This is a genomic window from Micromonospora parva, assembly GCF_000718515.1.
Taxonomy (GTDB): Bacteria; Actinomycetota; Actinomycetes; order Mycobacteriales; family Micromonosporaceae; genus Micromonospora; species Micromonospora parva.
Genome location: NZ_JNZS01000009.1, coordinates 281,546 through 305,800, shown reverse-complemented (window position 1 = coordinate 305,800; position 24,255 = coordinate 281,546). Strand labels below are relative to the sequence as shown.

Annotated in this window: 22 protein-coding genes; 9 read left to right on the top strand and 13 right to left on the bottom strand. The window is 72.1% G+C overall.

Features of this window, described 5'->3' with window-relative positions; genetic code table 11:
• Nucleotides 1-9: 9 nt before the first annotated feature.
• The 6 genes from IF22_RS0114320 to IF22_RS0114295 all read right to left on the bottom strand — a co-directional run bounded on the left by IF22_RS0114320 (nucleotide 10) and on the right by IF22_RS0114295 (nucleotide 6,158).
• Complete coding sequence (locus IF22_RS0114320) at nucleotides 10-651, bottom strand: hypothetical protein (protein ID WP_030332119.1); 642 nt, start codon at nucleotides 649-651, stop codon at nucleotides 10-12.
• A 72-nt stretch (nucleotides 652-723) separates the two neighbouring features.
• The gene (locus IF22_RS0114315; RefSeq protein WP_036411460.1) at nucleotides 724-1,518 is read right to left on the bottom strand and encodes a hypothetical protein; all 795 of its coding nucleotides are present in this window, start codon (nucleotides 1,516-1,518) and stop codon (nucleotides 724-726) included.
• Nucleotides 1,519-1,609: 91 nt separating this feature from the next.
• Nucleotides 1,610-2,221, bottom strand: coding sequence for a DUF4178 domain-containing protein (locus IF22_RS0114310; RefSeq protein ID WP_030332108.1), 612 nt, complete (start codon nucleotides 2,219-2,221; stop codon nucleotides 1,610-1,612).
• Nucleotides 2,222-2,342: 121 nt separating this feature from the next.
• Nucleotides 2,343-2,723: a hypothetical protein gene (locus IF22_RS0114305; RefSeq protein ID WP_030332106.1), complete on the bottom strand. Its 381-nt coding sequence runs from the start codon at nucleotides 2,721-2,723 to the stop codon at nucleotides 2,343-2,345.
• Between the two features lie 113 nt (nucleotides 2,724-2,836).
• On the bottom strand, nucleotides 2,837-5,428 hold the full coding sequence (clpB, locus tag IF22_RS0114300) for an ATP-dependent chaperone ClpB (protein WP_030332103.1): 2,592 nt from the start codon (nucleotides 5,426-5,428) through the stop codon (nucleotides 2,837-2,839).
• Nucleotides 5,429-5,513: 85 nt separating this feature from the next.
• Nucleotides 5,514-6,158 (bottom strand): TetR/AcrR family transcriptional regulator, encoded by a 645-nt coding sequence (locus IF22_RS0114295; RefSeq protein ID WP_030332102.1) that lies wholly within the window; start codon nucleotides 6,156-6,158, stop codon nucleotides 5,514-5,516.
• A gap of 85 nt (nucleotides 6,159-6,243) precedes the next feature.
• Between IF22_RS0114295 and IF22_RS0114290 the strand changes: the two genes are divergently transcribed.
• The 4 genes from IF22_RS0114290 (at nucleotide 6,244) to IF22_RS0114275 (ending at nucleotide 9,861) form a co-directional block, all read left to right on the top strand.
• Nucleotides 6,244-7,389, top strand: coding sequence for an epoxide hydrolase family protein (locus IF22_RS0114290; protein ID WP_030332100.1), 1,146 nt, complete (start codon nucleotides 6,244-6,246; stop codon nucleotides 7,387-7,389).
• 137 nt (nucleotides 7,390-7,526) lie between these two features.
• Nucleotides 7,527-8,027, top strand: coding sequence for a cation:proton antiporter regulatory subunit (locus IF22_RS0114285; RefSeq protein WP_030332098.1), 501 nt, complete (start codon nucleotides 7,527-7,529; stop codon nucleotides 8,025-8,027).
• Between the two features lie 5 nt (nucleotides 8,028-8,032).
• The gene (locus IF22_RS0114280; protein WP_030332095.1) at nucleotides 8,033-9,247 is read left to right on the top strand and encodes a cation:proton antiporter; all 1,215 of its coding nucleotides are present in this window, start codon (nucleotides 8,033-8,035) and stop codon (nucleotides 9,245-9,247) included.
• A gap of 182 nt (nucleotides 9,248-9,429) precedes the next feature.
• On the top strand, nucleotides 9,430-9,861 hold the full coding sequence (locus tag IF22_RS0114275) for a hypothetical protein (protein ID WP_030332093.1): 432 nt from the start codon (nucleotides 9,430-9,432) through the stop codon (nucleotides 9,859-9,861).
• 254 nt (nucleotides 9,862-10,115) lie between these two features.
• Here IF22_RS0114275 and IF22_RS0114270 read toward each other — a convergent pair whose 3' ends face one another.
• From IF22_RS0114270 to dnaK, 5 genes are all read right to left on the bottom strand, one after another.
• Entirely contained in the window at nucleotides 10,116-10,310 is a 195-nt protein-coding gene (locus IF22_RS0114270) for a hypothetical protein (RefSeq protein ID WP_030332091.1), read from the bottom strand.
• A gap of 137 nt (nucleotides 10,311-10,447) precedes the next feature.
• Complete coding sequence (locus IF22_RS0114265; protein ID WP_030332087.1) at nucleotides 10,448-10,888, bottom strand: heat shock protein transcriptional repressor HspR; 441 nt, start codon at nucleotides 10,886-10,888, stop codon at nucleotides 10,448-10,450.
• A gap of 30 nt (nucleotides 10,889-10,918) precedes the next feature.
• Nucleotides 10,919-12,100: a molecular chaperone DnaJ gene (gene dnaJ / locus IF22_RS0114260; RefSeq protein WP_030332085.1), complete on the bottom strand. Its 1,182-nt coding sequence runs from the start codon at nucleotides 12,098-12,100 to the stop codon at nucleotides 10,919-10,921.
• 85 nt (nucleotides 12,101-12,185) lie between these two features.
• Nucleotides 12,186-12,944: a nucleotide exchange factor GrpE gene (gene grpE, locus IF22_RS0114255; RefSeq protein ID WP_030332083.1), complete on the bottom strand. Its 759-nt coding sequence runs from the start codon at nucleotides 12,942-12,944 to the stop codon at nucleotides 12,186-12,188.
• A gap of 48 nt (nucleotides 12,945-12,992) precedes the next feature.
• Nucleotides 12,993-14,852 carry a molecular chaperone DnaK gene (gene dnaK, locus IF22_RS0114250; RefSeq protein ID WP_030332082.1) on the bottom strand — a complete coding sequence of 620 codons (1,860 nt, stop codon included), beginning with the start codon at nucleotides 14,850-14,852 and terminating at the stop codon, nucleotides 12,993-12,995.
• 220 nt (nucleotides 14,853-15,072) lie between these two features.
• On the opposite strand from dnaK, the gene IF22_RS0114245 reads away from it, so the two are divergent.
• From IF22_RS0114245 to IF22_RS0114235, 3 genes are read left to right on the top strand one after another with little or no spacing between them, the layout of a single operon-like run.
• Nucleotides 15,073-16,893 carry a GTPase domain-containing protein gene (locus IF22_RS0114245; protein WP_030332080.1) on the top strand — a complete coding sequence of 607 codons (1,821 nt, stop codon included), beginning with the start codon at nucleotides 15,073-15,075 and terminating at the stop codon, nucleotides 16,891-16,893.
• Nucleotides 16,890-18,575 (top strand): GTPase, encoded by a 1,686-nt coding sequence (locus IF22_RS0114240; RefSeq protein WP_030332078.1) that lies wholly within the window; start codon nucleotides 16,890-16,892, stop codon nucleotides 18,573-18,575. The genes IF22_RS0114245 and IF22_RS0114240 overlap by 4 nt, the downstream gene beginning before the upstream one ends.
• A 57-nt stretch (nucleotides 18,576-18,632) precedes the next feature.
• Nucleotides 18,633-19,856, top strand: coding sequence for a hypothetical protein (locus IF22_RS0114235; protein WP_030332077.1), 1,224 nt, complete (start codon nucleotides 18,633-18,635; stop codon nucleotides 19,854-19,856).
• 108 nt (nucleotides 19,857-19,964) lie between these two features.
• Here IF22_RS0114235 and IF22_RS0114230 read toward each other — a convergent pair whose 3' ends face one another.
• Nucleotides 19,965-20,588 carry a phosphatase PAP2 family protein gene (locus IF22_RS0114230; RefSeq protein WP_051708464.1) on the bottom strand — a complete coding sequence of 208 codons (624 nt, stop codon included), beginning with the start codon at nucleotides 20,586-20,588 and terminating at the stop codon, nucleotides 19,965-19,967.
• A 65-nt stretch (nucleotides 20,589-20,653) separates the two neighbouring features.
• On the bottom strand, nucleotides 20,654-21,556 hold the full coding sequence (locus tag IF22_RS35010; protein WP_030332074.1) for a hypothetical protein: 903 nt from the start codon (nucleotides 21,554-21,556) through the stop codon (nucleotides 20,654-20,656).
• Between the two features lie 531 nt (nucleotides 21,557-22,087).
• On the opposite strand from IF22_RS35010, the gene pdhA reads away from it, so the two are divergent.
• Entirely contained in the window at nucleotides 22,088-23,263 is a 1,176-nt protein-coding gene (gene pdhA, locus IF22_RS0114220) for a pyruvate dehydrogenase (acetyl-transferring) E1 component subunit alpha (RefSeq protein WP_030332072.1), read from the top strand.
• Complete coding sequence (locus IF22_RS0114215) at nucleotides 23,263-24,252, top strand: alpha-ketoacid dehydrogenase subunit beta (protein WP_030332070.1); 990 nt, start codon at nucleotides 23,263-23,265, stop codon at nucleotides 24,250-24,252. The genes pdhA and IF22_RS0114215 overlap by 1 nt, the downstream gene beginning before the upstream one ends.
• Nucleotides 24,253-24,255 lie beyond the last annotated feature (3 nt).

The window sequence follows — 24,255 nt, the reverse complement described above, 5'->3', positions numbered from 1 at the left end:
TGGCGGTCCTCACCTGGGCGGGAACGGGGGCGCGGGCTGGTGCGGGGCGGGCGTGAACGTGGGCGGTGCGGTTGGCGTGGCCGAGCGGTGGCGGCCGAACCAGCTGTTCGTTGCGGGCAGCGCCAGCAGCGTGGCTACTACAAGGTAACCGAGCCCCTGTGCGACGGAAAGCCCGGCGTTGAGCGGAATCCACCAGGACGGGTACGCGTCGCCGATCAGGCCCAGCAACTCGGCGAGAGCCTGCTCGCCCGAGCCCAGTCGCAGTGGCGCGGCCCGTTCGCCGACGACCACCGCCACGCTGCAACAGCCGGCGAGCAGGCCGAGCCCGCTGACCACCCAGGTCGCCACCCGCACGCCGTTGCGACCGGCCAGCAGCCCGAGGGCCAGGCCGGCGAGCAGCGGCGCGGAGAGCACCGCCACCACCGCCGACAGCACCATGGAGGCCCGGAGCAGGGTCACCACGTCGTCGATCTGCTCCGGGCTCGCCGACGTGTTGCCGGCGGCGGAACGGAACGCGTCGACCGTCGCGCCCAGCACCACCAGATCGACCACGGCGTACGCGAGCGCGGCGACCGCCATCACCAACAGCACGGACGCGGCCGACAGGACGGCGGCGGGCCGGCGGGCCGGTGGCGAATCCGGGTACGACACGACGAATCCCTCCGGTAGGCGTCGGGTTGCAACCTACTCGGAGGGATCGTCGGCGTCGTGCTTATCGAGCCGTCAGCTCGTCGACGGCGGGGTTGACCCGGGCCGGTCCGTGGGCGGCGTGTCGTCCCGCCGGTCCGTGGGCGGCGTCGCGTCCGGCCGGTCCGCTGCCGGCGGCGGGTAGCTCGGCTCCCCACTCGACGGATAGCCCGGCTCGCCGGAGGCCTGCGGGTAGCCGGGCTGACCCGGCGCCTGCGGGTAGCCCGGGTAGCTGGCACCCGGGGTCGGCGGCTCCCAGGCCGCGGTGGGCTTGCGGAAGAACTCGTTCGCCTTCGGCAGCGCCAGCAGGATCAGCGCGGTGAGCAGCGCGATCAGGCTGAGCACGCTGAGCAGGAGGCTGACCGGGGTGGCCCAGGAGGGCAGGGCCTCCTCCAGGCGGCGCTGGAGCTCCTCCGGGCTGGGCCCGTCGCCGCCGGTCCCGCCACCGGCGTTGAGACCGCCGGCCGCGTTGCTGAGCAGGCCACCGCCGACGCAGCAGACCATGATGCCGCCGACGATCCAGGTGGTGATCCGGGCGCCGTTGCGGCCCTGGTTGTTGAAGAGGGCCAGCACGCCCAACACGACCGCGAGCAGCAGCAGCACGACGCTGCCGCCGATGCCGATCACGGCGAAGACGTCGGCCACCTGGTCGGCGCCCTCGGCGGTGCTGTCCGCATACGCGTCACGAATCGCGTCCCGCGTCTTGCCGAAGGTGCTGAGCGTGATGATCAGGCTGATCACCTGGAGTGCCAGGAACAGGAAGAGCAGGTAGCTGGAAATCGACACAATGGATGGCCGCTGACGGGCCGGTGTGCGCTGGGAATCGACCACGATTCTCCTTCCCTAAGATCGCGCCCACACCGTATCGACAACCGGCCAGTTCGGCATGTCGCGACGAGCTCGGCGCGCCCACCGGTCCAGCTCAGCGGAGCTCGGGTGTGGGGTGGATCGTCAGGTCGGCGGGCCCGAGCAGGTCACCGCGGGAAACCCGCCAGCCCTCTTCGCCGTACGCCTCGAAGGAGAGCCGCGCGGCGCCACCGGACTGGTAGTCGTGATAGCGCATGGTGCCGGTCGACGGCAGCTCGGTCTCGCCCGTGGCGGTGTATCGCGCCTGCCCGGTCTCGGCCCAGGTGAAGCGCCGCCCGCCGAGTTCGATGGTCGGGGCGCCCGGCGTGACGGTGGCACTCGGTTCGGCGGTCCAGAACACCAGCTCGAGTTCGGGGCCGTCCTCCACGGAGAGCCGGTGGCGGGTGCCGGATCCGTCGTCGAGCAGGTGCTGCACCCAGCTCCAGTCACCCTCGACCAGGCGGATGGTGGCGCTCACCGCGTACTCCCGCTCGCGGATCCGCACGCGGTCGCCGGGGGTCAGGCGGAGCGGGCCACCGCGCGGCGACTGCGCCGGGCCGCCCGCTGGCCGGCCGGACGGCGGCAGGCCGCCGGGCCGGGTTGTCCGGCGGGCCCGCGCGACGAACAGGAGCACGGTCACCACGAGCACGGCAAGCGCCGCCGCCAGGTACGTCACCAGCGCGTTCACCCGACTACCTCCCCAGGTTCGTCGGCGCAGACGGTAACAACCTTCGGCACCAGCGGGACCCGTACCGTGACCGACAGCTCAGCTACCGACGGCACCGGTGGCGCCGCCTGCTGCGCATGGCTCAGGCGGCGGCGAGCCGCCGGCTGGCGTAGGTGCCCAGGGTTTCGCGGTCCATGACGCAGCCGACGAAGGTGGTGAACTCGCTCGGGTCGTCCCGCAGCGACGTCCACGCCGCTCGGGCCGCCGCCGGGTCGACACGCTCCAGCAGCGTGGCCGCGTACGCCCGGCCAGCGGGTGTGCCGTCGGCAAGCACCCGGTCAAGTTGGCGGCGGACCTCCTCGGGGTGGTCGTCGAGGGCCGCCGACACCCGCTCGTACGCCTCCGTCACCGGCAACAACGTGCCGGCGAGGCCAACTCCCCCGAAGGCGAGCGTGTCAGCCGCCGCCAACTCGTCGGCGGCCGCACCAAGGTCCCGCTCCCACTTCCTACCAATCCCAAACATGCCCCACCCCTTTCCCCGTCCACCCCCGCCCCACCCTGTTGATCAAGAGGTTTGCGTCATGCGAAGACGCGAACCTGACGCAAACCTCTTGATCACCGCGTTGAGGGGTGGGATTAGGCGGGGGTTATGGAGAGGGTTCCGGTTTCCGGGGTGCGGTCGACCTTTACCGTTTCGCCGTCGCGGATCTGGCCGGACAGGAGCGCCTTCGCCAGCTGGTCGCCGATCGCGCTCTGCACCAGGCGGCGCAGCGGACGGGCGCCGTAGATCGGGTCGTAGCCGTGCTCGGCGAGCCAGTCCCGGGCCGCATCGGTGACCTCCAGGCCCAACCTGCGGTCGGCCAACCGCCGCCGCATCCGGTCCAACTGGATGTCGACGATGGAGCGCAGGTCGTCTCCGCGCAGCGAGGCGAAGACCACGATGTCGTCCAGCCGGTTGAGGAACTCCGGCTTGAAGTGCGACCGGACCACGGCCAGCACACCCTCCCGGCGCTGCTCGTCGGCGAGCGTCAGATCGCTGATCACCGACGATCCGAGGTTGGACGTGAGGATCAGGATCGCGTTGCGGAAGTCGACAGTGCGGCCCTGGCCGTCGGTGAGCCGCCCGTCGTCGAGCACCTGGAGCAGCACGTCGAAGACGTCCGGGTGGGCCTTCTCCACCTCGTCCAGCAGCACCACCGAGTACGGCCGTCGGCGTACCGCCTCGGTGAGCTGACCACCCTCGTTGTAGCCGACGTAGCCGGGCGGCGCACCCACCAGGCGCGCGACCGAGTGCTTCTCGCCGTACTCGCTCATGTCGATGCGGACCATCGCCCGCTCGTCGTCGAAGAGGAACTCGGCGAGGGCCTTGGCCAGCTCCGTCTTGCCGACGCCGGTGGGGCCGAGGAAGAGGAAGCTGCCGGTCGGGCGATCGGGGTCGGCGATGCCGGCGCGGGCGCGGCGTACCGCGTCGGAGACCGCGCCGACCGCTTCGCCCTGGCCGACCACCCGGCCGCCCAGCGAATCCTCCATCCGCAGCAGCTTGGCCGTCTCACCCTCCAGCAGGCGGCCGGCGGGGATGCCGGTCCAGGAGGCGACCACAGCGGCGATGTCGTCCGCGCCGACCTCCTCCTTGAGCATCGCGCCGTCGGCCTGGAGCTGGGCCAGCTCCTCCTCGGCCTGCTTCAGCTCGACCTTCAGGGCGGGGATCCGGCCGTAGCGCAGCTCGGCCGCACGTTCCAGCTCCCCGTCCCGCTCGGCCCGCTCGGCCTCACCACCGAGGCGCTCCAACTCCTCCTTGGCGGTGGAGAGCTTGGTGATGTGGCTCTTCTCCGTCTGCCAGCGCTCGGAGAGCACGGTGAGCTGCTCGCGCTTGTCGGCCAGCTCCTTGCGCAGTCGCTCCAGTCGCTCGGCGGAGGCGGCGTCCGGCTCCTTGGCCAGGGCCATCTCCTCGATCTCCAACCGGCGGACCGCCCGCTCGATCTCGTCCACCTCGACCGGCCGGGAGTCGATCTCCATCCGGAGCCGGGACGCGGACTCATCGACCAGGTCGATCGCCTTGTCGGGCAGGAACCGGTCGGTGATGTAGCGGTCAGACAGGGTCGCGGCGGCGACCAGCGCGGCGTCGGTGATCCGTACGCCGTGGTGCACCTCGTAGCGCTCCTTGAGCCCGCGCAGGATGCCGATGGTGTCCTCGATGGTCGGCTCACCGACCAGCACCGGCTGGAAGCGGCGCTCCAGCGCCGGGTCCTTCTCGATGTGCTCGCGGTACTCGTCAAGCGTGGTGGCGCCGACCATCCGCAGCTCACCACGGGCCAGCATCGGCTTGAGCATGTTGCCGGCGTCCATCGAGCCCTCGCCCTTGCCGGCGCCGACGACTGTGTGCAGCTCGTCGAGGAACGTGATGACCTGCCCGTTGGAGTTCTTGATCTCCTCCAGGACGGACTTCAGCCGCTCCTCGAACTGCCCGCGGTACTGCGCGCCGGCGACCATCGCGCCGAGATCCAGCGAGATCAGCTTCTTGTCGCGCAGCGACTCGGGCACGTCGCCGGTGACGATCCGCTGGGCCAGACCCTCGACGATCGCGGTCTTGCCGACGCCGGGCTCGCCGATCAGCACCGGGTTGTTCTTGGTACGCCGGGAGAGCACCTGGATGACCCGACGGATCTCGGAGTCCCGCCCGATGACCGGGTCGATCTTGCCGTCCCGGGCGCTGGCGGTGAGGTCGACGCCGTACTTGGTCAGGGCCTGGTAGGTCTGCTCGGGGTCGGCTGTGGTGACCCGACGGTCCCCACCGCGAACGGTCGGGAAGGCGGCGACCAGAGCCTCCTCGGTGGCGCCGACGGTCTTCAGCGCGCCGGACACCGCCCCGCCCACCCGGGCCAGGCCGGCGAGCAGGTGCTCGGTGGAGGTGTACTCGTCGCCCAGCGGCCGGGCGATCTGCTCGGCGGCGCCGATGGCGTTGACGAACTCCCGAGCCAACGTCGGCTCGGCGATGCTGGAGCCGCGGGCGGCCGGCAGGTTGTCGACAGCACGCTGGGCGGCCTGGCGCAGCTCGGTCGGGTCGGCCCCGACGGCGCGCAGCAGACCGGTGGCTGTCGAACCGTCGGTGTCCAGGAGTGACAGGAGCAGGTGCCAGGGCTCCACTGTTGCGTGACCACGCTGGTTGGCCAGCGCGACGGCGCCCGTGATGGTTTCCCGGCTCTTGGTGGTGAGTCTTTCGGTGTTCATGGGCTCCCCCGGATCGGCGTTGTCCACTGGATTGGACACAACCAGAGTTGAGCGTATTCCGCTCAACCTTAGCGCGTGACGCCCATCACTCCCGGCGCCGCCACCGCCAGTCGAACTCGCCGGCCGCCGGCGGCGGGCCGGGCAGCGGGTCCGCGTCCGGCACCGCCGACAGGCCGGCCAGCAGGACCGCGAGCTGCCGGCGGCGCAGTTGGCGGGTCCGCTCCGGATCGGGTACGCGCACCGCGGCGCACGCCTCCAACAGCAACCCCAGATCCTGGACGACGGCGTCGGGGCGCAGCCGCCCACTGGCGCGTGCCCGGTCGACCAGGGCGCTGGCCAGCTCACCGGCGCGCACCGCGTCCCGCCCCATCTCCTCGGTCGGGGTGAAGGTGCCGGCCAGGTGGACGGTGAGCGAGTGCACGTCGGCGTCGACGATCCGGCCGAGGAAGCCGGTGAACGCGGCCCAGTCGTCCGGCTCGGCGAGGGCGGTCTCGGCCTCTGCGACGTACCGGCGTAGCCCGTCGTGGCAGAGCTGACGCAGCAGGTCCTCCTTGCCCGCGTACCGCCGGTAGAGCGCGCTGATGCCGACGCCCGCGCGGTCGGCGACGGCGGCGATCGGGGCTTTCGGGTCGTCGAGGAAGACGGCGCGGGCGGCTTCGAGGATGACCTCGTCGTTGCGGGCGGCCTGGGCGCGGCGACCGCCCAGCGTCTTGCCGGAAGTCGATGACATGTCGTCAGCCTAACAGTGGAACGGATCGTTCCGCTCTGCTACTGTGATTGCAGAACGAAACATTCCGTTCCGAAGGAGTTCCGGCATGAGCGACACCGCGATCCGCCCGTTCCGCGTCGAGATCCCGCAGACCGCCCTCGACGACCTGGCCGCCCGGCTGGGCCGCACCACCTGGCCCGCCGACCTGCCCGGCGCGGGCGACTCCTACGGGATGGGCACCGAGCGGGTCCGCGCCCTCGTCGACAGGTGGCGGGGTGAGTTCGACTGGCGCGCCGTCGAGGCCCGCCTGAACGCCCACCCCCAGTTCGTCACCGAGATCGACGGCGAGCAGATCCACTTCCTGCACGTCCGCTCGTCCCGGCCGGACGCCACCGCGCTGGTGCTCACCCACGGCTGGCCCGGATCGGTGCTGGAATACCTCGACGTGATCGCCCCGCTCACCGAGCCCACCGACCCGGACGCGCCGGCCTTCCACGTGGTCATCCCGTCGCTGCCCGGCTTCGGCTTCTCCGGCCCGACCCGCAACGCCGGCTGGAACCGGTTCCGCATCGCCCGCGCCTGGGCCGAGCTGATGAACCGCCTGGGGTACGACAGCTACGGCGCGGTCGGCAACGACGCCGGCTCGATGATCGCGCCGGAGCTGGGCCGGATCGATCCGGAGCGGGTGCTCGGCGTCCACGTCACCCAGCTCTTCTCGTTCCCCTCCGGCGACCCGGCCGAGTTCGCCGGGCTCTCCGAGGCGGACCAGGCGGCGCTCGGGCACCTCCAGTGGTTCTACGAGAACAAGTTCTCCTTCAACCAGGTGCACAGTCAGCAGCCGCAGACCCTGGCGTTCGGGCTGGCCGACTCACCGGTGGGGCTGCTCGCCTGGAACGCCCAGCTCTTCGACGAGAGCCTAGACGCCGATTTCATCCTGGCCAACGTCGCGCTCTACTGGTTCACCGGGACCGCCGCCTCGGCGATCCGGCTCTACTGGGAGGACGCGCACGCCGGCGAGCCGCCGGCCGGGCCGACCACCGCTCCGACCGCGCTGGCCATGTTCCCCGGCGACTTCCAGTCCATCCGCCGCTTCGCCGAACGGGACCACGCGAACATCGTCCGGTGGACGGCGTACGCGACCGACGTCGCCGGTCGGGGCGACGTCGGCGGCCACTACGCAGCCCACCAGGCCACCGAGGTGCTGGTCACCGACATCAGCGAGTTCTTCGCCAGCCTCCGCCGACCGAATTGATCGACTCGGTTCGCTGAGGGTCGGGGTGTCCGGGCTGTCCGGACACCCCGACATCGTGAAGGCTGAGTCGATCACCCACGGTTGGGCCTGCTCCCTCCAAGATCTGTCTTCTGTTCACGAAGCGGTAGCCTGGGTGAGTGCGAGTACGTGTCGAGCAGACCGCCTTACCCGGGATCGGGGTACGTCACGATCTGGTGACGGAGTCCGGACGCCGCCTGGGCGTCGTCTCCCACCGCAATGGCCGCCGTGATCTCGTCCTCTACGACCCCGACGACCCCGACGCCTGTCAGTCGGACATTCCGCTGACCGACGACGAGGCCGAGGCACTGGCCGACATTCTCGGTGCGTCGCTGATGCTCGGTCAGCTCTCCGGGCTCCGCGAGCAGGCCGCCGGTCTGCTCACCGAGCAGATCGCCATCACGGCCGGGTCGCCGTACGTCAACCGGAAGCTCGGCGACACCAAGGCGCGTACCCGCACCAGCGCCTCCATCGTGGCAGTGCTGCGCGAAGGCGAAGTGATCGTTTCGCCACTCCCCTCCTTCCGCTTCGCGGCCGGCGACGTGGTGGTCGTTGTCGGGACCCGCAGGGGTCTCGACGGCGTGTCCGCCATCCTCGCCGACAGTGACCCGGACGGCTGAGGCGGATGCACGATTTCACCACGCTGCTCATCGAAGTCGGTGCGCTGCTGCTGCTGCTTGGGCTCCTCAGCCGGCTCAGCCGGCGCTTCGGCCTCTCTCCCATCCCCCTCTACCTGCTCGCCGGGCTGGCGTTCGGGCACGGCGGGCTGCTGCCGCTGGACGCCAGCGAGGAGTTCTTCGCCGTCGGCGCCGAGATCGGCGTCATCCTGCTGCTGGTGATGCTCGGCCTGGAATACTCGGCCAACGAACTCGTCGGCAACCTGCGCTCGGCAGCGCCGGCAGGGCTGATCGACGGCGTCCTCAACGCGCTGCCCGGCGCGGGGTTCGCCCTGCTGCTCGGCTGGGACTGGGTCGCCGCCCTGGTACTCGGCGGCATCACCTGGGTCTCCTCCTCCGGCGTGATCGCGAAGGTCCTCGCCGACCTGGGCCGGCTCGGTAACCGGGAAACCCCGGTGATCCTCTCGGTCCTCGTCATCGAGGACCTGGCGATGGCTCTCTACCTGCCGCTCGTCACCGCCGTCCTGGCCGGCACCGGCCTGCTCGGCGGCGGGATCGCGCTCACCGTCGCGGTGGGCACCGTACTGCTCGTGCTGGTCCTCGCCATCCGCTACGGCCACCTCATCTCCGCCGCCCTGTCGGCGAAGGACCCGGAGGCGCTGCTTCTGGGCGTACTCGGTCTGACCCTGCTGATCGCCGGCATCGCCGCGTCGCTCCAGGTGTCGGCGGCGGTCGGTGCGTTCCTGGTCGGCATCGCCCTCTCCGGCCCGGTGGCGCACCACGCCACCGAGCTGCTCTCACCCCTGCGGGACCTGTTCGCCGCGGTGTTCTTCGTCTTCTTCGGCCTGACCACCGACCCGCAGGACATCCCGCCGGTCCTGCTGCCGGCACTCGCCCTGGCCGTGGTCACCATGGGGACGAAGACGCTCACCGGCTACCTCGCCGCCCGCCGTGTCGGCATCGCGGAACCCGGTCGATGGCGGACCGGCCTGGCACTCGTACCCCGAGGCGAGTTCTCCATCGTCATCGCCGGGCTCGCGGTGGCTGCCGGGAGCGTCGAGCCACGGTTGGCGGCGCTGGCCGCGACGTACGTCCTGATCACCGTGGTGACCGGACCGATTCTGGCCCGACTGCCTGACTTCCCGTGGTTCAAGCGGTGGTTGCGCACTCGGGCGGCGGCCCAGCGGCGGGAGTCGACACCGGTCCCCGACCCACTGCACTGAGCACCACCTGAACCCGCGGGACGGCCACCGGGAGGGGCGTAATGCCCCTCCCGCCAACGGTTGCGGAATTGCTCCTCATGGGGGCTACCGCAGCAAAGCGTGGGCGGGTTACCGTTTCGCCGCAGCAGCCAGGGTCCGCAGGCAGCGTTGCCAAAACGCGGGCGAGAGCGGAAGGTTGGCCGGTGAGCGTGCAGGAATCGACGTTCCACGGCTTCGCCAACCCCGTCGATCCGACTCCGGCGGAGTTGCGAGCTTGGGCGTACAAGCCCGATTCGGTGCCGTTGGCCTCGATGCCACCCGACTGGGACCTGCTGGTCTCCGGCGACCGACTGGTGTTGACGCTCTTCGAGTTAGCGATGGATCCGACCTGCCCGGCCCGGCGTTTCGCGCTGCACTGCCTGTACATCTACGCGGCCGACGGCATCCGGACGAATTTCCGCGCCCACCCGAAGCGCCGCTTCCGCAAGCTCGTCGAACAGGCCGAGCGGGACGGCGACGAGCTGATGAAGATCTGGGCGCACAACGGCCGGGTGCTGTTGGCCCGACCGGATCTCTTCGTCTACCGGGACTGGTGCGAGGGCGGCCTGGTCCGCGAAAACCGCCGCCTCGGTTGAGAGCGGGCTGATCGCCAGCGGTCTGCGCAGCGGGGTGTTGGTTCCTGCGCCGCTGTGGAGCTGATGTCGCAAACGATTCACCGGTTGGGGTCCCTGACGTGACAGGTGCGGACCACAGCGTGATGTCGTAAACGATTCAGCTCCAAAGGCTCGGTATAGGACCCCCGCCGCTGCGCCCCCGCGTCCCGGCCCGCACCCAACCGGCGAACGGGCCGGGACCCCCCGTGGGTCCCGGCCCGCACGTCGGTCACCGGTCAGTCCTGCTTGCGTTCCGTCTCGGCTCGGCCCGGTTCGCCGCCGCGCTCGCCGTCTTCGGCGAACCGGCCCGCGATGATCCGGTCCCGGTAGGTCCCCTCGGTGACCTTGTCGAACTTCTCGCGGACGGTCTCGGCCAGTTTCTCCAACCGGTCCTCCGTCTGCTGGGCCATCTTCTTCGCCGGCTCCGCCATCGCTCCCCCTCGCCATGCCGGTGGGTCCGATTTAAGCCGATTGAACCCTTATCGACAGGCTAACCGAAGCGGCCCGGACCGCGCCGGGAAATCCAGCGCGGTCCGGGCCGGGCAGACAGCTCCGGGTGAGCGGCAGGTCAGCGATCGGGCGTGCGGCGAGGGCGCCACACCACCAGGGCGGTGGAGGTGCGGTTGGTCGGCACCAGATCCCGGCCCGGGAAGCGGGCCAGCGACTCCAGTTCGGCCACCCGGCGGTACGCGGCGTCCAGCTCCGCCTCCAGCCGGGCCACCCGCTGCTGCGCCTGCTCCAGCAGCCGCTCCAGCCCGATGATCCGCTTGACGCCGGCCAGGTTGATCCCGTCGTCCTGGCTGAGCCGCTGCACCTCGCGCAGCAGCACCACGTCGCGGACGCTGTAACGACGCCCGCCACCGGCCGCTCGACCGGGCTGCACCAGCCCGAGTCGGTCGTACTGGCGCAGCGTCTGCGGGTGCATCCCCGCCATCCGCGCCGCCACCGAGATCATCAGCACCTTGGCCTCGTAGGCAGGGTCGCCCGAACCGAGGAACTCGCCCGACATCCCGCTCACCTCCGCGTCCCCTCCACCGGACTAACTGACTCGACGCACCCGTGCGTCGAGATGTTCCCGGGCCGCCGGCGGAGTCTGCTCGGCGAACGACTCCAGCGCCGTGCGCGCCTCGTCGGACAACCGGGCCGGCACCACCACGTCCAACGTCACCAGCAGGTCACCAGCCTGCCCATCACGGCGGACCACACCCTTGCCCCGGGCCCGCAGCACCCGCCCGCTCGGCGTCCCCGGCGGAACCCGCAGGGTCACCGCGCCGTCGAGCGTGGGCACCCGCAGGTCCGTGCCGAGCACGGCCTCCGCGAAGGTCACCGGAACGGTCAGCGTCAGGTCGTCTCCGGTACGCCCGAACAACTCGTCCGGCCGAACCTTGACGTGCACGAAGAGGTCACCGGCCGGACCGCCGCGCTCGCCCGGCTCGCCGCGCCCGGCCAGCCGGATGCGTTGACCGTCGGCCACACCGGCCGGGAAGCGCACGTTCATGGTGCGGGTCTTGGTGACACCGCCGCTGCCGTGGCACTCCGGGCACTTCTCCTCGACCACGGTGCCGACGCCCTGGCAGTTGCGGCACGGCTCGGAGAAGCTGAACGACCCCTGGTTGCGGGTGGTCACCCCGGCACCGTGGCAGACCGGGCAGGTCTGCGGCTGGGTGCCGGGCTTGGCCCCGTTGCCGTGGCAGGTGTCGCAGACCCCCGGCGCGCGCAGCGTCAGGGGCAGCGTCACCCCGCGCACCGCGTCGCCGAAGTCCAGCGCCACCTCGGTCTCCACGTCCCGGCCACGGGCCGGACCGCGGGGCGCGGCCTGCCCACCGGCCTGACCGCCGCTGAAGATCGAGCTGAACAGGTCCTGGAAGCCGGCGCCTCCGAAGCGGCGATCGCCGCCTCCGCCGCCACCGAACATGTCGGAGACGTCGAACGGCATGCCACCCGGCTGGCCACCACCCCGGGCGTTGCGCCGGAACGCGCCCGAGCCGAAGAGCGAGCGCATCTCGTCGTACTCGCGGCGGCGGCCGCTGTCCGACAGCACGTTGTACGCCTCGGACGCGGCCTTGAACCGCTCCTCGGCCTTCGGGTCGCCCGGGTTGTGGTCCGGGTGCGACTCCCGGGCCACCTTGCGGTACGCCTTCTTGATGTCATCCGCGGAGGCGGCCTTGTCCACGCCGAGCACGGCGTAGAAGTCCTTCTCGATCCAGTCCTTCGAACTCACCGGTCCACCTCCTTCCGACCCTGGTGGCCCGGCCGTCCCGCCCACCGCTGCGCGGTGGGCGGGACGGCCTGGTCACTGGCTGGCACTATTCCGGATCCGCGACCGCTACCAGCGCGGGGCGCAGCAGCCGCTCACCGAGCTGGTAGCCGCGTCGCATGACCTGCACGCAGGTCGGCTCGCTGACGTCGGCCGAGGTCTGGTGCGCGACCGCCTCGTGCCGGGTCGGGTCGAACGGGTCGCCCTGCTCGCCGAAGGCGTTCAGGCCGAACTTGCCCAGCGCGGTGGTGAGCTGTTCCGCCACCGTGCCGAACGGCCCGACCAGGTCGCCGTGTTCCCGGGCCCGGTCCAGGTCGTCCAGGATCGGCAGCAGCGCGGCCAGCACCGAGCCGGTCGCCTGCTCCTGCACGAGGCTGCGGTCACGGTCGACCCGCTTGCGGTAGTTGGCGTACTCCGCCGACACCCGCTGCAGGTCCCTGGTCCGCTCGTCGAGCTCGGCCCGGAGCGCCTCCAGCTCGGCACCGAGCGAGGTGCCCGTGCCGCCGCCGTCCACCGGCTGCGCCGGGGCGTCCACCACCGGCGGGCCGGACGGTTCCGGCCCGTCGGTGGCGTTGACCTCGACCTCGATCTCGTCGACCACGACCTCGGCGTCCTCGACCAGACCCTCGGCCGGCACGCCGGCCTCAGCGTCGGCGGCGGCGCCCTCCGGCTCGGCGGTGTCGACGAGCTTGCGGTTGTTACGGATGACGACCCGCTCCCCGTCGCCGGTGGTCTGCTCCGTGGGCGCGGAGCCACCCGGCGTCGACCCGGTCTCGCCCGGGTCGGCGGCTCGTGGCTTCTGCGTCATGCGGCTACCTCATCCCCTTCGCGGTGGACACGTGTCGGAGGCCGACGGTCACTTCTTGCCGTCCTCGTCCACGATTTCCGCGTCGACCACGTCGTCGGCGCCGCCGGCCTGCGCGCCGGTCGCGCCGGTCGCACCCGGGCCGGGCTCGCCACCCGGCTGCTGACCCTGCTCGGCCTGCTGCGAGTAGAGCAGCGAGCCGGCCTGCTGGGAGACCTGCGCCAGCTTCTCGTGCGCGGACTTGATCTTCTCGACATCCTGCCCGCCGAGGGCGCCGCGCAGCTCGCCGAGCGCCTCGTTGAGCTGCTCACGGTTCTCGCTGGGCAGCTTGTCGCCGCTCTCGGCGAGGAACTTCTCGGTCTGCCACTGCAGCGCCTCGGCCACGTTGCGGGTCTCGGCGTCGTCGCGGCGGCGCTTGTCCTCCTCCGCGTGCTCCTCGGCGTCCCGGCGCATCCGCTCGATGTCGTCCTTCGGCAGCGACGAGCCGCCGGTGATCGTCATCTTCTGTTCCTTGCCGGTGCCCAGGTCCTTGGCGTGCACGTTGACGATGCCGTTGGCGTCGATGTCGAAGGCGACCTCGATCTGCGGCACGCCGCGCGGCGCCGGCGGGAGGCCGGTCAGCTCGAAGGTGCCGAGCTTCTTGTTGTAGGCCGCGATCTCCCGCTCGCCCTGGAACACCTGGATCAGCACCGACGGCTGGTTGTCGTCAGCCGTGGTGAAGACCTCGGAGCGCTTGGTCGGGATGGTGGTGTTGCGCTCGATCAGCTTGGTGAAGATGCCGCCCTTGGTCTCGATGCCCAGGCTCAGCGGGGTCACGTCGAGCAGCAGGACGTCCTTGACCTCACCCTTGAGCACACCGGCCTGGAGGGCGGCGCCGACGGCGACGACCTCGTCCGGGTTGACGCCCTTGTTGGGGTCGCGGCCGGTGAGCTGCTTGACCAGGTCGGTCACGGCGGGCATCCGGGTCGAACCGCCGACCAGGATGACGTGCTCGACGTCAGAGATCTTGATCCCGGCGTCCTTCACGGCCTGCTCGAACGGGCCCTTGCAACGGTCCAGCAGGTCCTGCGTCATCCGCTGGAACTCAGCGCGGCTGAGCGTCACGTCCAGGTGCAGCGGGCCGGCCGCGCCAGCGGTGATGTACGGCAGGTTGATGTTGGTGGTGGTGGCGGCGGACAGCTCGATCTTGGCCTTCTCGGCGGCCTCACGGAGCCGCTGGAGGGCCATCTTGTCCTGGCCGAGGTCGATGCCGTGCTCACCACGGAACGTCTTGACCAGGTGGTCGATGATCCGCTGGTCCCAGTCGTCGCCGCCGAGGTGGTTGTCACCGCTGGTCGACTTGACCTCGATGACGCCCTCGGCCAGCTCCAGCAGCGACACGTCGAAGGTGCCGCCGCCGAGGTCGAAGACCAGGACGGTCTGCTCCTTGGAGCCCTTGTCCAGCCCGTACGCCAGGGCGGCCGCGGTCGGCTCGTTGACGATCCGCAGCACGTTGAAGCCGGCGATCTCACCGGCCTCCTTGGTGGCCTGCCGCTGGCTGTCGTTGAAGTAGGCCGGAACGGTGATCACCGCGTCGGTGATCTGCTCACCCAGGTACGCCTCGGCGTCCCGCTTGAGCTTCATCAGCGTCCGGGCGGAGATCTCCTGCGGGGTGTACTTCTTGCCGTCGATGTCGACGGACCAGTTCGTGCCGACCTCGCGCTTGACCGACCGGATCGTCCGGTCCGGGTTGGTCACCGCCTGGCGCTTGGCGACCTCACCGACGAGCACCTCGCCGTTGCGGGCGAACGCGACGATCGACGGAGTCGTCCGCGACCCCTCAGCGTTGGCGATGACGGTGGGTTCACCGCCCTCGAGAACGCTGACGCAGGAGTTCGTCGTGCCGAGGTCGATACCGACCGCACGTGCCATGTTCGCTTCCTCGCTTCGTAAGGTTGTGCAGGTGACGGGCGTCGCCCGTGGGCTGCTGGCGAGCACCGCCCGCAGCGGGCCCCACCACAAGTTGAGTGAACTTGACTCAATAGTGCCACGCGTTGGCCAATCGTCAAGTCGACTTGAGTCAACCCGACGCAACCCAGCCGTTATTACCGTCCGGTTGTCTTCCCTTGCATCGGTCGGGCACGCTTTAGCGGTGACGACGCACGGCGATCCCGCCACCCGTTCCGGTGCGCCCGCCGTCGCAGCCCGCACCGACCCGCCGGACGCCGCGGAGGAGCCGCCCGCCACCACCGGGGACGACAGCCTCCCCGGCGCACTGTCGGGCCTCCGGGAGGCGATCGGCGCGACCCGGTATCCCCTCGCGCTGCCCTCTGCCAGCTCCGCCCGGCACACCGCGACCGCCCTCACCGACCAGCTCGACGACTACCTGCTGCCCCGGCTCGCCCGGTTGGACGCCCCCCTTCTCGTGGTGGTCGGCGGCTCCACCGGCGCGGGCAAGTCGACGCTGGTCAACAGCCTGGTCAAGGCCCGGGTCAGCGCGGCCGGCGTGCTCCGGCCGACCACCCGCTCCCCGGTGCTGGTCTGCAACCCGTCCGACGCGGCGTGGTTCCGGCAGGGTGACCTCCTGCCCGGGCTGACCCGCACCACCGAGCCGAGCGACGATCCGCGCGCCCTGCACCTCGTCACCGCCCCGGCCCTGCCCGCCGGGCTGGCCTTCCTCGACGCGCCCGACATCGACTCGGTCGTCGACGCCAACCGGGCGCTCGCCACCCAACTGCTGGCCGCCGCCGACCTGTGGCTCTTCGTCACCACCGCCGCCCGGTACGCCGACGCGGTGCCGTGGGAGCTGCTGCGCAGCGCCCGGGCGCGCGGCGCGGTGATCGCCATGGTGCTGGACCGGGTGCCCGCTGAGGCCACCGACGAGATCGCCGCACACCTGACCGAGATGCTCGCCGAGCAGGACCTCGACCGGGCGCCGCTGTTCGTGTTGCCGGAGACCTGGGTTGACGGTCAGGGGCTGCTGCCCGAGGGGGTGACAGCGCCGCTGGCCGACTGGTTCGCCCGGCTGGCCGCCGACGCTGACGCGCGGGCCGCGGTGGTCCGCCAGACCCTCGACGGGGCGCTGGCCGCGCTGCATCCCACAGTGGAGGACCTGGCCGACGCCGCCGACGAGCAGCTAGCCGCCGCCGATGGGCTGGACGAACGGGTCCGGGCCGCGTACCGGGGTGCCGAGCGCACCGTCGAGCAGGGGCTTCAGGACGGCCGGCTGCTGCGCGGCGAGGTGCTCGCCCGCTGGCAGGAGTTCGTCGGGACCGGCGAGCTGTTCCGCACGCTGGAGGCACGGATCGGCCGCCTCCGGGACCGGGTCGTGGCCGCCGTCACCGGTCGCCCGGCACCCGCCGTCGAGCTGCGCAACGCCATCGAGTCCCAGCTGGTGACGCTGCTGCGCGGGGTGGCCTCCGAGGCCGCCGAGTCCGCGTACACCGGGTGGAAGGCACACCCGGCCGGCGCCGGGCTGCTCGACCCGGCGCTCGCCCACCCGAGCGACGACCTACCCGAACGCGCCGAGCGCATGGTCCGGGACTGGCAGCGCGGAGTGCTGGAGCTGGTCCGGGTCGAGGGCGGTGACAAGCGGTTCGTGGCCCGCACCGCCGCGTACGCGGTGAACGCCACCGGGCTGGCCGTGATGATCGCCGTCTTCGCCTCCACCGCGTTCATCCCGACCGGGCTGGAGTTGGCCACCGGGGCCGGCACCACTGTCGCCGCGCAGGCCGTCCTCCAGGCGATCTTCGGCGACCAGGCGGTGCGTACCCTCGCCGCCAAGGCCCGCACCGACCTGCTGGCCCGGGTGCGGACGCTGCTGGACGCGGAGGCCGACCGCTTCCTGAGCCGCACCGCCGAGGCCCGCCCGGCCGCGGACGCCGGCGACGGGCTGCGCCGGGCCGCCGGCCGGGTCGAGCTGGCCCGGCACCGCAGTGGCCTGTCGGCCGGCGACGAGGAGGGTTCCCGGTGAGCAACATCGCCGGCCGGGTACGCGAGGTGTTCCGCGGGGACCAGCGGGTCGACGCCGACGCGCTGATCGCCCGACTGGACGCGGTACGCCGGTTCCTGACCGCCGTGGACGGTCTGCTGCCGGACGGCGACCTGGTGCCCGCGCACACACTGGTCGAGCGGGCCGGCACCCGGCTCGCGCTGTCCCGGGACCACACCGTTGTCGCCCTCGCCGGTGCCACTGGCAGCGGCAAGTCCAGCCTCTTCAACGCGTTGGCGCGGCTGGAACTCTCGCCGGTCGGGGTCCGCCGGCCGACCACCGGCGTCACCCACGCCTGCGTGTGGGGGCCGTTGGAGGGCGCCAACCATCTGCTCGACTGGATCGGCGTACTGCCCCGGCACCGCTTCGTCCGGGAGAGCGCCCTGGACGCCGACGACGAGACGGCCCTGCACGGGCTGATCCTGCTCGACCTGCCCGACTTCGACTCGGTGCAGCGATCGCACCGACTTGAGGTGGACCGGCTCCTCGGCCTCGTCGACCAGGTGGTCTGGGTGGTCGACCCGCAGAAGTACGCCGACCGGGTCATCCACGACAGCTACCTGCGCGAGTTCCACCGGCACCGCGACGTCACGGTGGTCGTGCTGAACCAGGCCGACCGGCTGTCCCCGGCCGAGGTGCCGCGGGTCCTGGACGACCTGCGCCGGCTGCTCGACACGGACGGGCTGACCGGGGTTCCCCTGCTGGCCACCACCGCCGTCGATCCGGCCGGGATGGTCGGGCTGCGCGCCACCATGGAGCGCACGGTGGCCGAACGGCAGGCCGCGTTGCGCCGCCTCGCCGGTGATGTGGACACGGTCGTCGCCGGCCTGGACCAACTTGTCGGTTCGGCCCGGCCGGCGGGTGGGCCGGACGACACCGCCGTCAACGGGCTGAACCGGGCGTTGGCCGGGGCGGCCGGGGTGCCCGCGGTGACCGAGGCCGTGGAGCGGGCGTACCGGCACCGGGCCGGCGCGGCCACCGGCTGGCCCGTGGTCCGGGGCTGGCGGCGGCTGCGACCCGACCCGCTGCGCCGGCTGCACCTGCCGGGCCCGCCCGGCGACCAGAGCGACCCGGCGGAGAGCCTGGTCGCGGCCACCTCGGTACCGGACCCGACGGCCGCCCAACGCTCGGCGCTCGGCCTCGCCATCCGCGCGGTGGCTGACCGGGCCGCCGCCGACCTGCCCGCCGCCTGGCCCGGCGCGGTGACGTCCGCCGCCCGGTCCCGCCTCGGCGACCTGCCGGACGCCCTGGACCGCACGATCGCCGGCACCGACCTCGGCCTCGACCGTCGACCGGTGTGGTGGCGTGCCGTCGGCGGTGTGCAGTGGTTGGTCACCCTGGCCGCCGTGGTCGGGTTGGGCTGGTTGGTGCTCGGCTACGCGCTGCGGGTTCTCGGCCTGCCCGCGCTGGACAACCCGATGGTCGGCGCGGTGCCGCTGCCCACAGCGCTGCTGCTCGGTGGCCTGCTGGCCGGGCTGCTGGTGGCGGTGCTGACCCGACCGGTGGTGCGGTGGGCCGCCCGACGCGCCCGGGCCCGCGCCGAACAGCGGCTGACGGCGCGGGTGGCCCAGGTGGGCGACGAGTACGTGCTGACCCCGGTACGGATCGTGCTGGGCTCGTACGCGCAGGCCCGCGACGCGCTGCGGGACGCCGCACGCGGCTGACGCTCCGCACGGCCCGCTACCGCTCTCCGTACGCCCACAGCGGCGTAGGGTCGGAGCATGGCCACGCCTCAGACCCCCTACGACGCGGTGCTGCACGCCGCACGCGACGTGACCAAGCTGGAGTCCGCCCTCGACGCCGAGATGCTGGGCAGCGCCCTGCTCGGCAGTGTCTACGCGATCGCGGAGACCGACCGCGACGCCGCCGTACGGGAGTTCGTCACCGGCTTCCTCGCCGCCACCAGCCGCCGCCGGGTCGCGGCGGCGACCACCATCCGGCAGGTGTTCGCCACGCTCGTCCCCACCGCCGAGGGCACCGAGCGGGTCCGTCCGGGCAGCCAGGCGCCCAGCTGGACAGCGCAGCTGGGCCGGGTGCACCTCACCGGCAGCTGGGCGTACGGCGACGTGTACGGCGATCAGACCTCCTACCTGGCGACCTTCGCCTACGACGACGAGTCCGGCGGCTCGGAGCACGCGCTGGTGGCCCTGGTGGACCACAACATCGGCATCACCAAGGACATCTTCGTGGGCGGGCCGGCCGAACGGATCCTGGACCAGGTCCGGCAGATGTGCGCCGACGACGAGTTGACCTGGTTCCGTACCGAAGATCCGGCCCGGCTCCGGGGCGAGGTGGCGCGTCATCTGGCGGTCACCGACGACCTGGGCGAGTTGCCCGGTGAGGGCTCGCTCGCCACCGACCGGGCGTTGGTCGGTGCCCGGCTGGCGATGCTGCCCACCGCGGCCGGTCCGACCGGCCCGGCGGAGGTCGAGCCGCTCTCCGCCGCCGAGCGCACGGACCTGGTCCGGCGGTTCCTCGCCGCGCCGGAAGCCGTCCGGTTCGGGCTGGACGCCGTCGACGGCCCCGAGTTGGCCTCCCTGCACTTCTGCCTGAGCCTGCTGCTGGACCACTCGGCGAGCTTCCCGGACGCCGATCCGATGCGCTGGAGCCCGGCGGTGTCCGGGCTCTTCCTGCTCGACTGGGTGCACCGCCGGGCCGTGCTGGACATGGACGACGCGGCGATGCTGCCCCGGGTGCTGCGGGCCTGGGCGCGGTACGCGTCGCGCCAGCGCGGGCTGCCCGAGGCGGCGGTGACGCGCACCGACGAGGCGATCGAGGAGATGGTGCCGGAGTTCGCCCGGCTCTACTCGACAGGTGAGCGGCGCAGCCCGGCCACCGCGGCGGTGGCGCAGCTGATGGCCGACGGGGTGGACCCGGACGATCCGGCCGCGTTGGACGCCTGGATCGAGGCGAACCGGCACCGGCTCGCCGACGACGGCGCCTGACCGTGTCCCGGGGGTGGGTGGCTCCGCGCCGCCCGCCCTCGCGGCGGCCCGCGACCCCTCCCCGGTCACTGAGCGGCCCGCGACCCGCCTCGGTTGCTGGGTGGCGGGTCAGCGCAACGGGCCGAAGACCACAGCGGCGATCAGCGCGCCGAGCACACCACCGGCCAGCACCTGCGGCACCGTGTGGTCGCGCAGCCGTACCCGGGACCAGCCGACCACCGCCAGCAGCGGTGCGGCCGCGACCAGCCGCGTCCCGAAGGTCAACATCAGGATGACCAGCGTGCCGGCGGCCACCGCCGAGTGGATCGACATCTTCCACCAGTGGCTGACCGACACGGCGACGACGAGGCCGACCAGCCCGGCCACCGCCAGCGCCAGCACCGGGCGGGGCGCGCCGAGCACGGCGAGCAGGGCGAGCCCTGCGGCGACCGAGCCGAGGCCGACGAGCAGCGGCGCGCGGCGCTGCTCCCGGCGGCCGACGTGGTGGTCGGTGAGCCGGCCACGGCGTACCCCGCCGACGATGTAGGCGAACGGAATGCCGGTGACGAAGAGCGTGGCGAGTAGCCCCCAGACGAGACCCTGACCGGGGCGGTTCGCGCTGTGCCAGCTCACCGTGAGCATCAGCAGCGACACGAGCACCGCCGGTGCGGTCACCTCGGTGACCAGCCGGGCGATCCACAGCCCCGGCCCGGGTCGGGTGGTGACCGGGCGGAGTTCCGCACCGCCGCCCACGCCACCCCCTCCGGTACGCGCCTGTTGCCGATCAGCACCGACGCCGGACGGGCCGAGCCTGATCGTCACCGTACCGTCGGCGAAGCCAGGGGGTGTGTCGGTCCGGGCAGCGGAGCCGGACTGACGTGGGGGGTCGGGGCGACGGCCGACGGCGACGGGTTCGCCGGGCCCGGCCGGCGGGTCGGTACTGCGGGTGGCGTGGGGGTGGGGGCCGGCACGGACCGGGTGCTGGTCGGCACGGCGGTCGCGGTCGCGTCGTCGGTCGGCGTGGGTGTCGGGTCCGGCGTCGGGTCCACCGTCAGTGTCGGGGTCGGATCGGGGTCGGCCGAGCCGGTCGGGCCAGGGTCGGTGGGGTCCGGGTCGGGCGGATCGGTGGGATCGGTTGGGTCGGTGGTGGGCTCGGTCGGGTCCGGGTCCGGGTCCGGCGGATCGGTGGAGTCGGTCGGGTCCGGGTCCGGCGGGTCGGTCGGGTCGGGGTCGTGGGGCGGCGGAGCGACGGGCGGGGGTACGGGCGGCGAGGTGCCTCGCGTGGGTTTCGGCGCGACGGGCGGAGCGCTGGTGCGCAGGTCCGGCCCGGGATCGGCGGCGGCGGGTCCGTGCGCTGGAGGTCGTGGGGCGGCGGTCAGCCAGCCGCTGGTCGGGCCGACGCTGGGCGTGCCGAGCGGCGGAGGCGGCGGTTGGCTGGCCATCGGCAGCGGGATCACCACCGGCCCGACGGAGGGGGTCGGGATGAACGGGGTGCTGCTGTCCGGCAGGGCGGTGCTGCCCGGGGTGGCCGAGCCCGCGCTGATCGCGGCGAGGATGGGCATCGACGCGGTGCCGGCCAGCAGCGCGACGGTGAGCAGGTAACCGCGGGTGGGGCCACCGGCGCTGGGGGCACGGTGAACGCCGACCACCCCGCGATAGCCGCCGGCCGACCGGTGCCGACCAAGTGCTGGTGCGCCGGGACCGTCACCTGGCTCGTACACCGCACACTCCTTGTCGTCGGGTCGTCGGGTCCTTGGCGGGCGCGGACGGAAACCGTCGGGTCAAACCCGACAATTCACCCGATCGGCGCGATCCTGCGGGAATCAGCCTCGCGCAGTCACCCTCCGTCAGCCAACCTCCACCGCGTGTCGACACGCGGTGCTGGCCGAACGGTGACGATTCATGCCGCAACGCCTGGGAGACGCGGGCCGTCACGATGGCGACAAACGGCGTCAAAGCAGGGTCGGTCGGAATGCGGGGGCAGGCGTACTGTGGGCGCGCTCACCTGCTCTGCGAATATGGAGCACGACGGCAACGCAGCCGTGACCTCCGCGCACCCTCGCGGCAGGCGCGGCCCGGCGCCGGCGCTCCCCGATCCGGGTTCGGCCAGAACCCGGTTCACGCCGTGCGGCAACCCCCACCGGGGCTAGGCGCGGCCGCCAGGAACCGGTCCGGCAGCAGCCGGGCAGGCGCACGAGTTGCGTGGCCGGGTGACCCCCCGGTGCCGACGCAGACACGACAGGGAGAGACCGATGGCAAAGGGCGACCCCGGGGGCACCACCCGCAGCAGGCGGGCCGCACCCCGCTCCAGGAAGGGCACGGCCGGCGACCCCGCGCTGGTGCAGCTACTCACCCCCGACGGCGAGCGGATCGACAGCGCCACCGGGCCGGACGGCACCGAGTACCGCGTCGACTTCACCGACGAGGAGTACCGCGGGCTCTACCGTGACCTGGTGCTGGTCCGGAAGCTGGACGCCGAGGCGACCGCTCTCCAGCGCCAGGGCGAGCTGGGCCTCTGGGCCAGCCTGCTCGGCCAGGAGGCCGCCCAGGTCGGCTCCGGGCGGGCGCTGCGTGCCCAGGACATGGCCTTCCCGACCTACCGGGAGCACGGCGTCCTCTACTGCCGGGGCATCGACCCGATCATGCCGCTCGGCCTGTTCCGCGGCGTCGACCAGGGCGGCTGGGACCCGAACGAGTTCAAGTTCAACATGTACACGATCGTCATCGGCGCGCAGACCCTGCACGCCACCGGCTACGCGATGGGCATCACCATCGACGGCAAGACCGGCACCGACGACGGCGAGGCCGCGATCGCCTACTTCGGCGACGGCGCCACCAGCCAGGGCGACGTGAACGAGGCGTTCGTCTGGGCCAGCGTGTTCAACGCGCCGCTGGTCTTCTTCTGCCAGAACAACCAGTACGCGATCTCCGAGCCGCTGGAGCGGCAGACCCGGGTCCCGCTCTACCAGCGGGCCGCCGGCTTCGGCTTCCCCGGCGTACGGGTGGACGGCAACGACGTGCTGGCCTCGTACGCGGTCACCCGCACCGCGCTGGACAACGCGCGGCTCGGGCAGGGGCCGAGCCTGATCGAGGCGTACACCTACCGGATGGGCGCGCACACCACCTCCGACGACCCGACCCGCTACCGGATCGCCAGCGAGGTCGAGGCGTGGCAGGCCAAGGACCCGATCGCCCGGGTCAAGGCCTTCCTGGAGAAGCAGCAGATCGCCGACGCCGGCTTCTTCGCCGAGGTCGACGAGCAGGCCCGCCGCGAGTCGGTGCACCTGCGCGAGCGGGTGCTCGAGATGCCGAACCCGGAGCCGGTGACGATGTTCGATCACGTCTACCCCAACGGGTCTCCGCTGCTCGACGAGCAGCGCGCGCAGTTCAGCCGCTACATGGAGTCGTTCGAGGGGAGCGCCCACTGATGGCCACGGAGACGCTCACCATCGGTAAGGCCCTCAACACGGGTCTGCGCCGCGCCCTGGAGAACGACAGCAAGGTCATCATCATGGGCGAGGACGTCGGCAAGCTCGGCGGCGTCTTCCGGATCACCGACGGGCTCCAGAAGGACTTCGGTGACCAGCGGGTCATCGACACCCCGTTGGCCGAGTCCGGCATCATCGGCACCGCCGTCGGTCTGGCCATCCGCGGCTACCGGCCGGTCTGCGAGATCCAGTTCGACGGCTTCGTCTACCCCGCGTACGACCAGATCGTGTCGCAGGTGGCGAAGATGCACTACCGCTCGGGCGGCAAGCTCAACATCCCGATGGTCATCCGGATCCCGTTCGGTGGCGGCATCGGCGCGGTCGAGCACCACTCCGAGTCGCCGGAGGCGTACTTCGCGCACACCGCCGGCCTGAAGGTGGTGACCTGCGCCAACCCGCAGGACGCGTACGTGATGATCCAGCAGGCCATCGCCTCGGACGACCCGATCGTCTTCCTGGAGCCCAAGCGGCGCTACTGGGAGAAGGGCCAGGTCGACCTGGACGCGCCGCTGTCCGACGCGTACCCCCTGCACTCCGCCCGGGTGGTGCGGCCCGGCACCGACGCCACCGTGCTGGCCTACGGCCCGATGGTGCGGACCTGCCTGGACGCGGCGACCGCCGCCGCCGAGGACGGCCGTGAGCTGGAGGTCATCGACCTGCGCTCGCTCTCGCCGCTGGACCTGCGGGCGGCGTACGAGTCGGTGAAGCGCACCGGTCGTGCGGTAGTGGTGCACGAGGCGCCGTCCAACATCGGCCTCGGCGCCGAGTTGGCCGCGCGGATCACCGAGGAGTGCTTCTACTCCCTGGAGTCGCCGGTGCTGCGGGTGACCGGCTTCGACACCCCCTACCCGGCCGCCCGGGTGGAGGAGGAGTACCTGCCCGACCTCGACCGGGTGCTCGACGCCGTCGACCGCACCTTCGGCTGGTGAGCG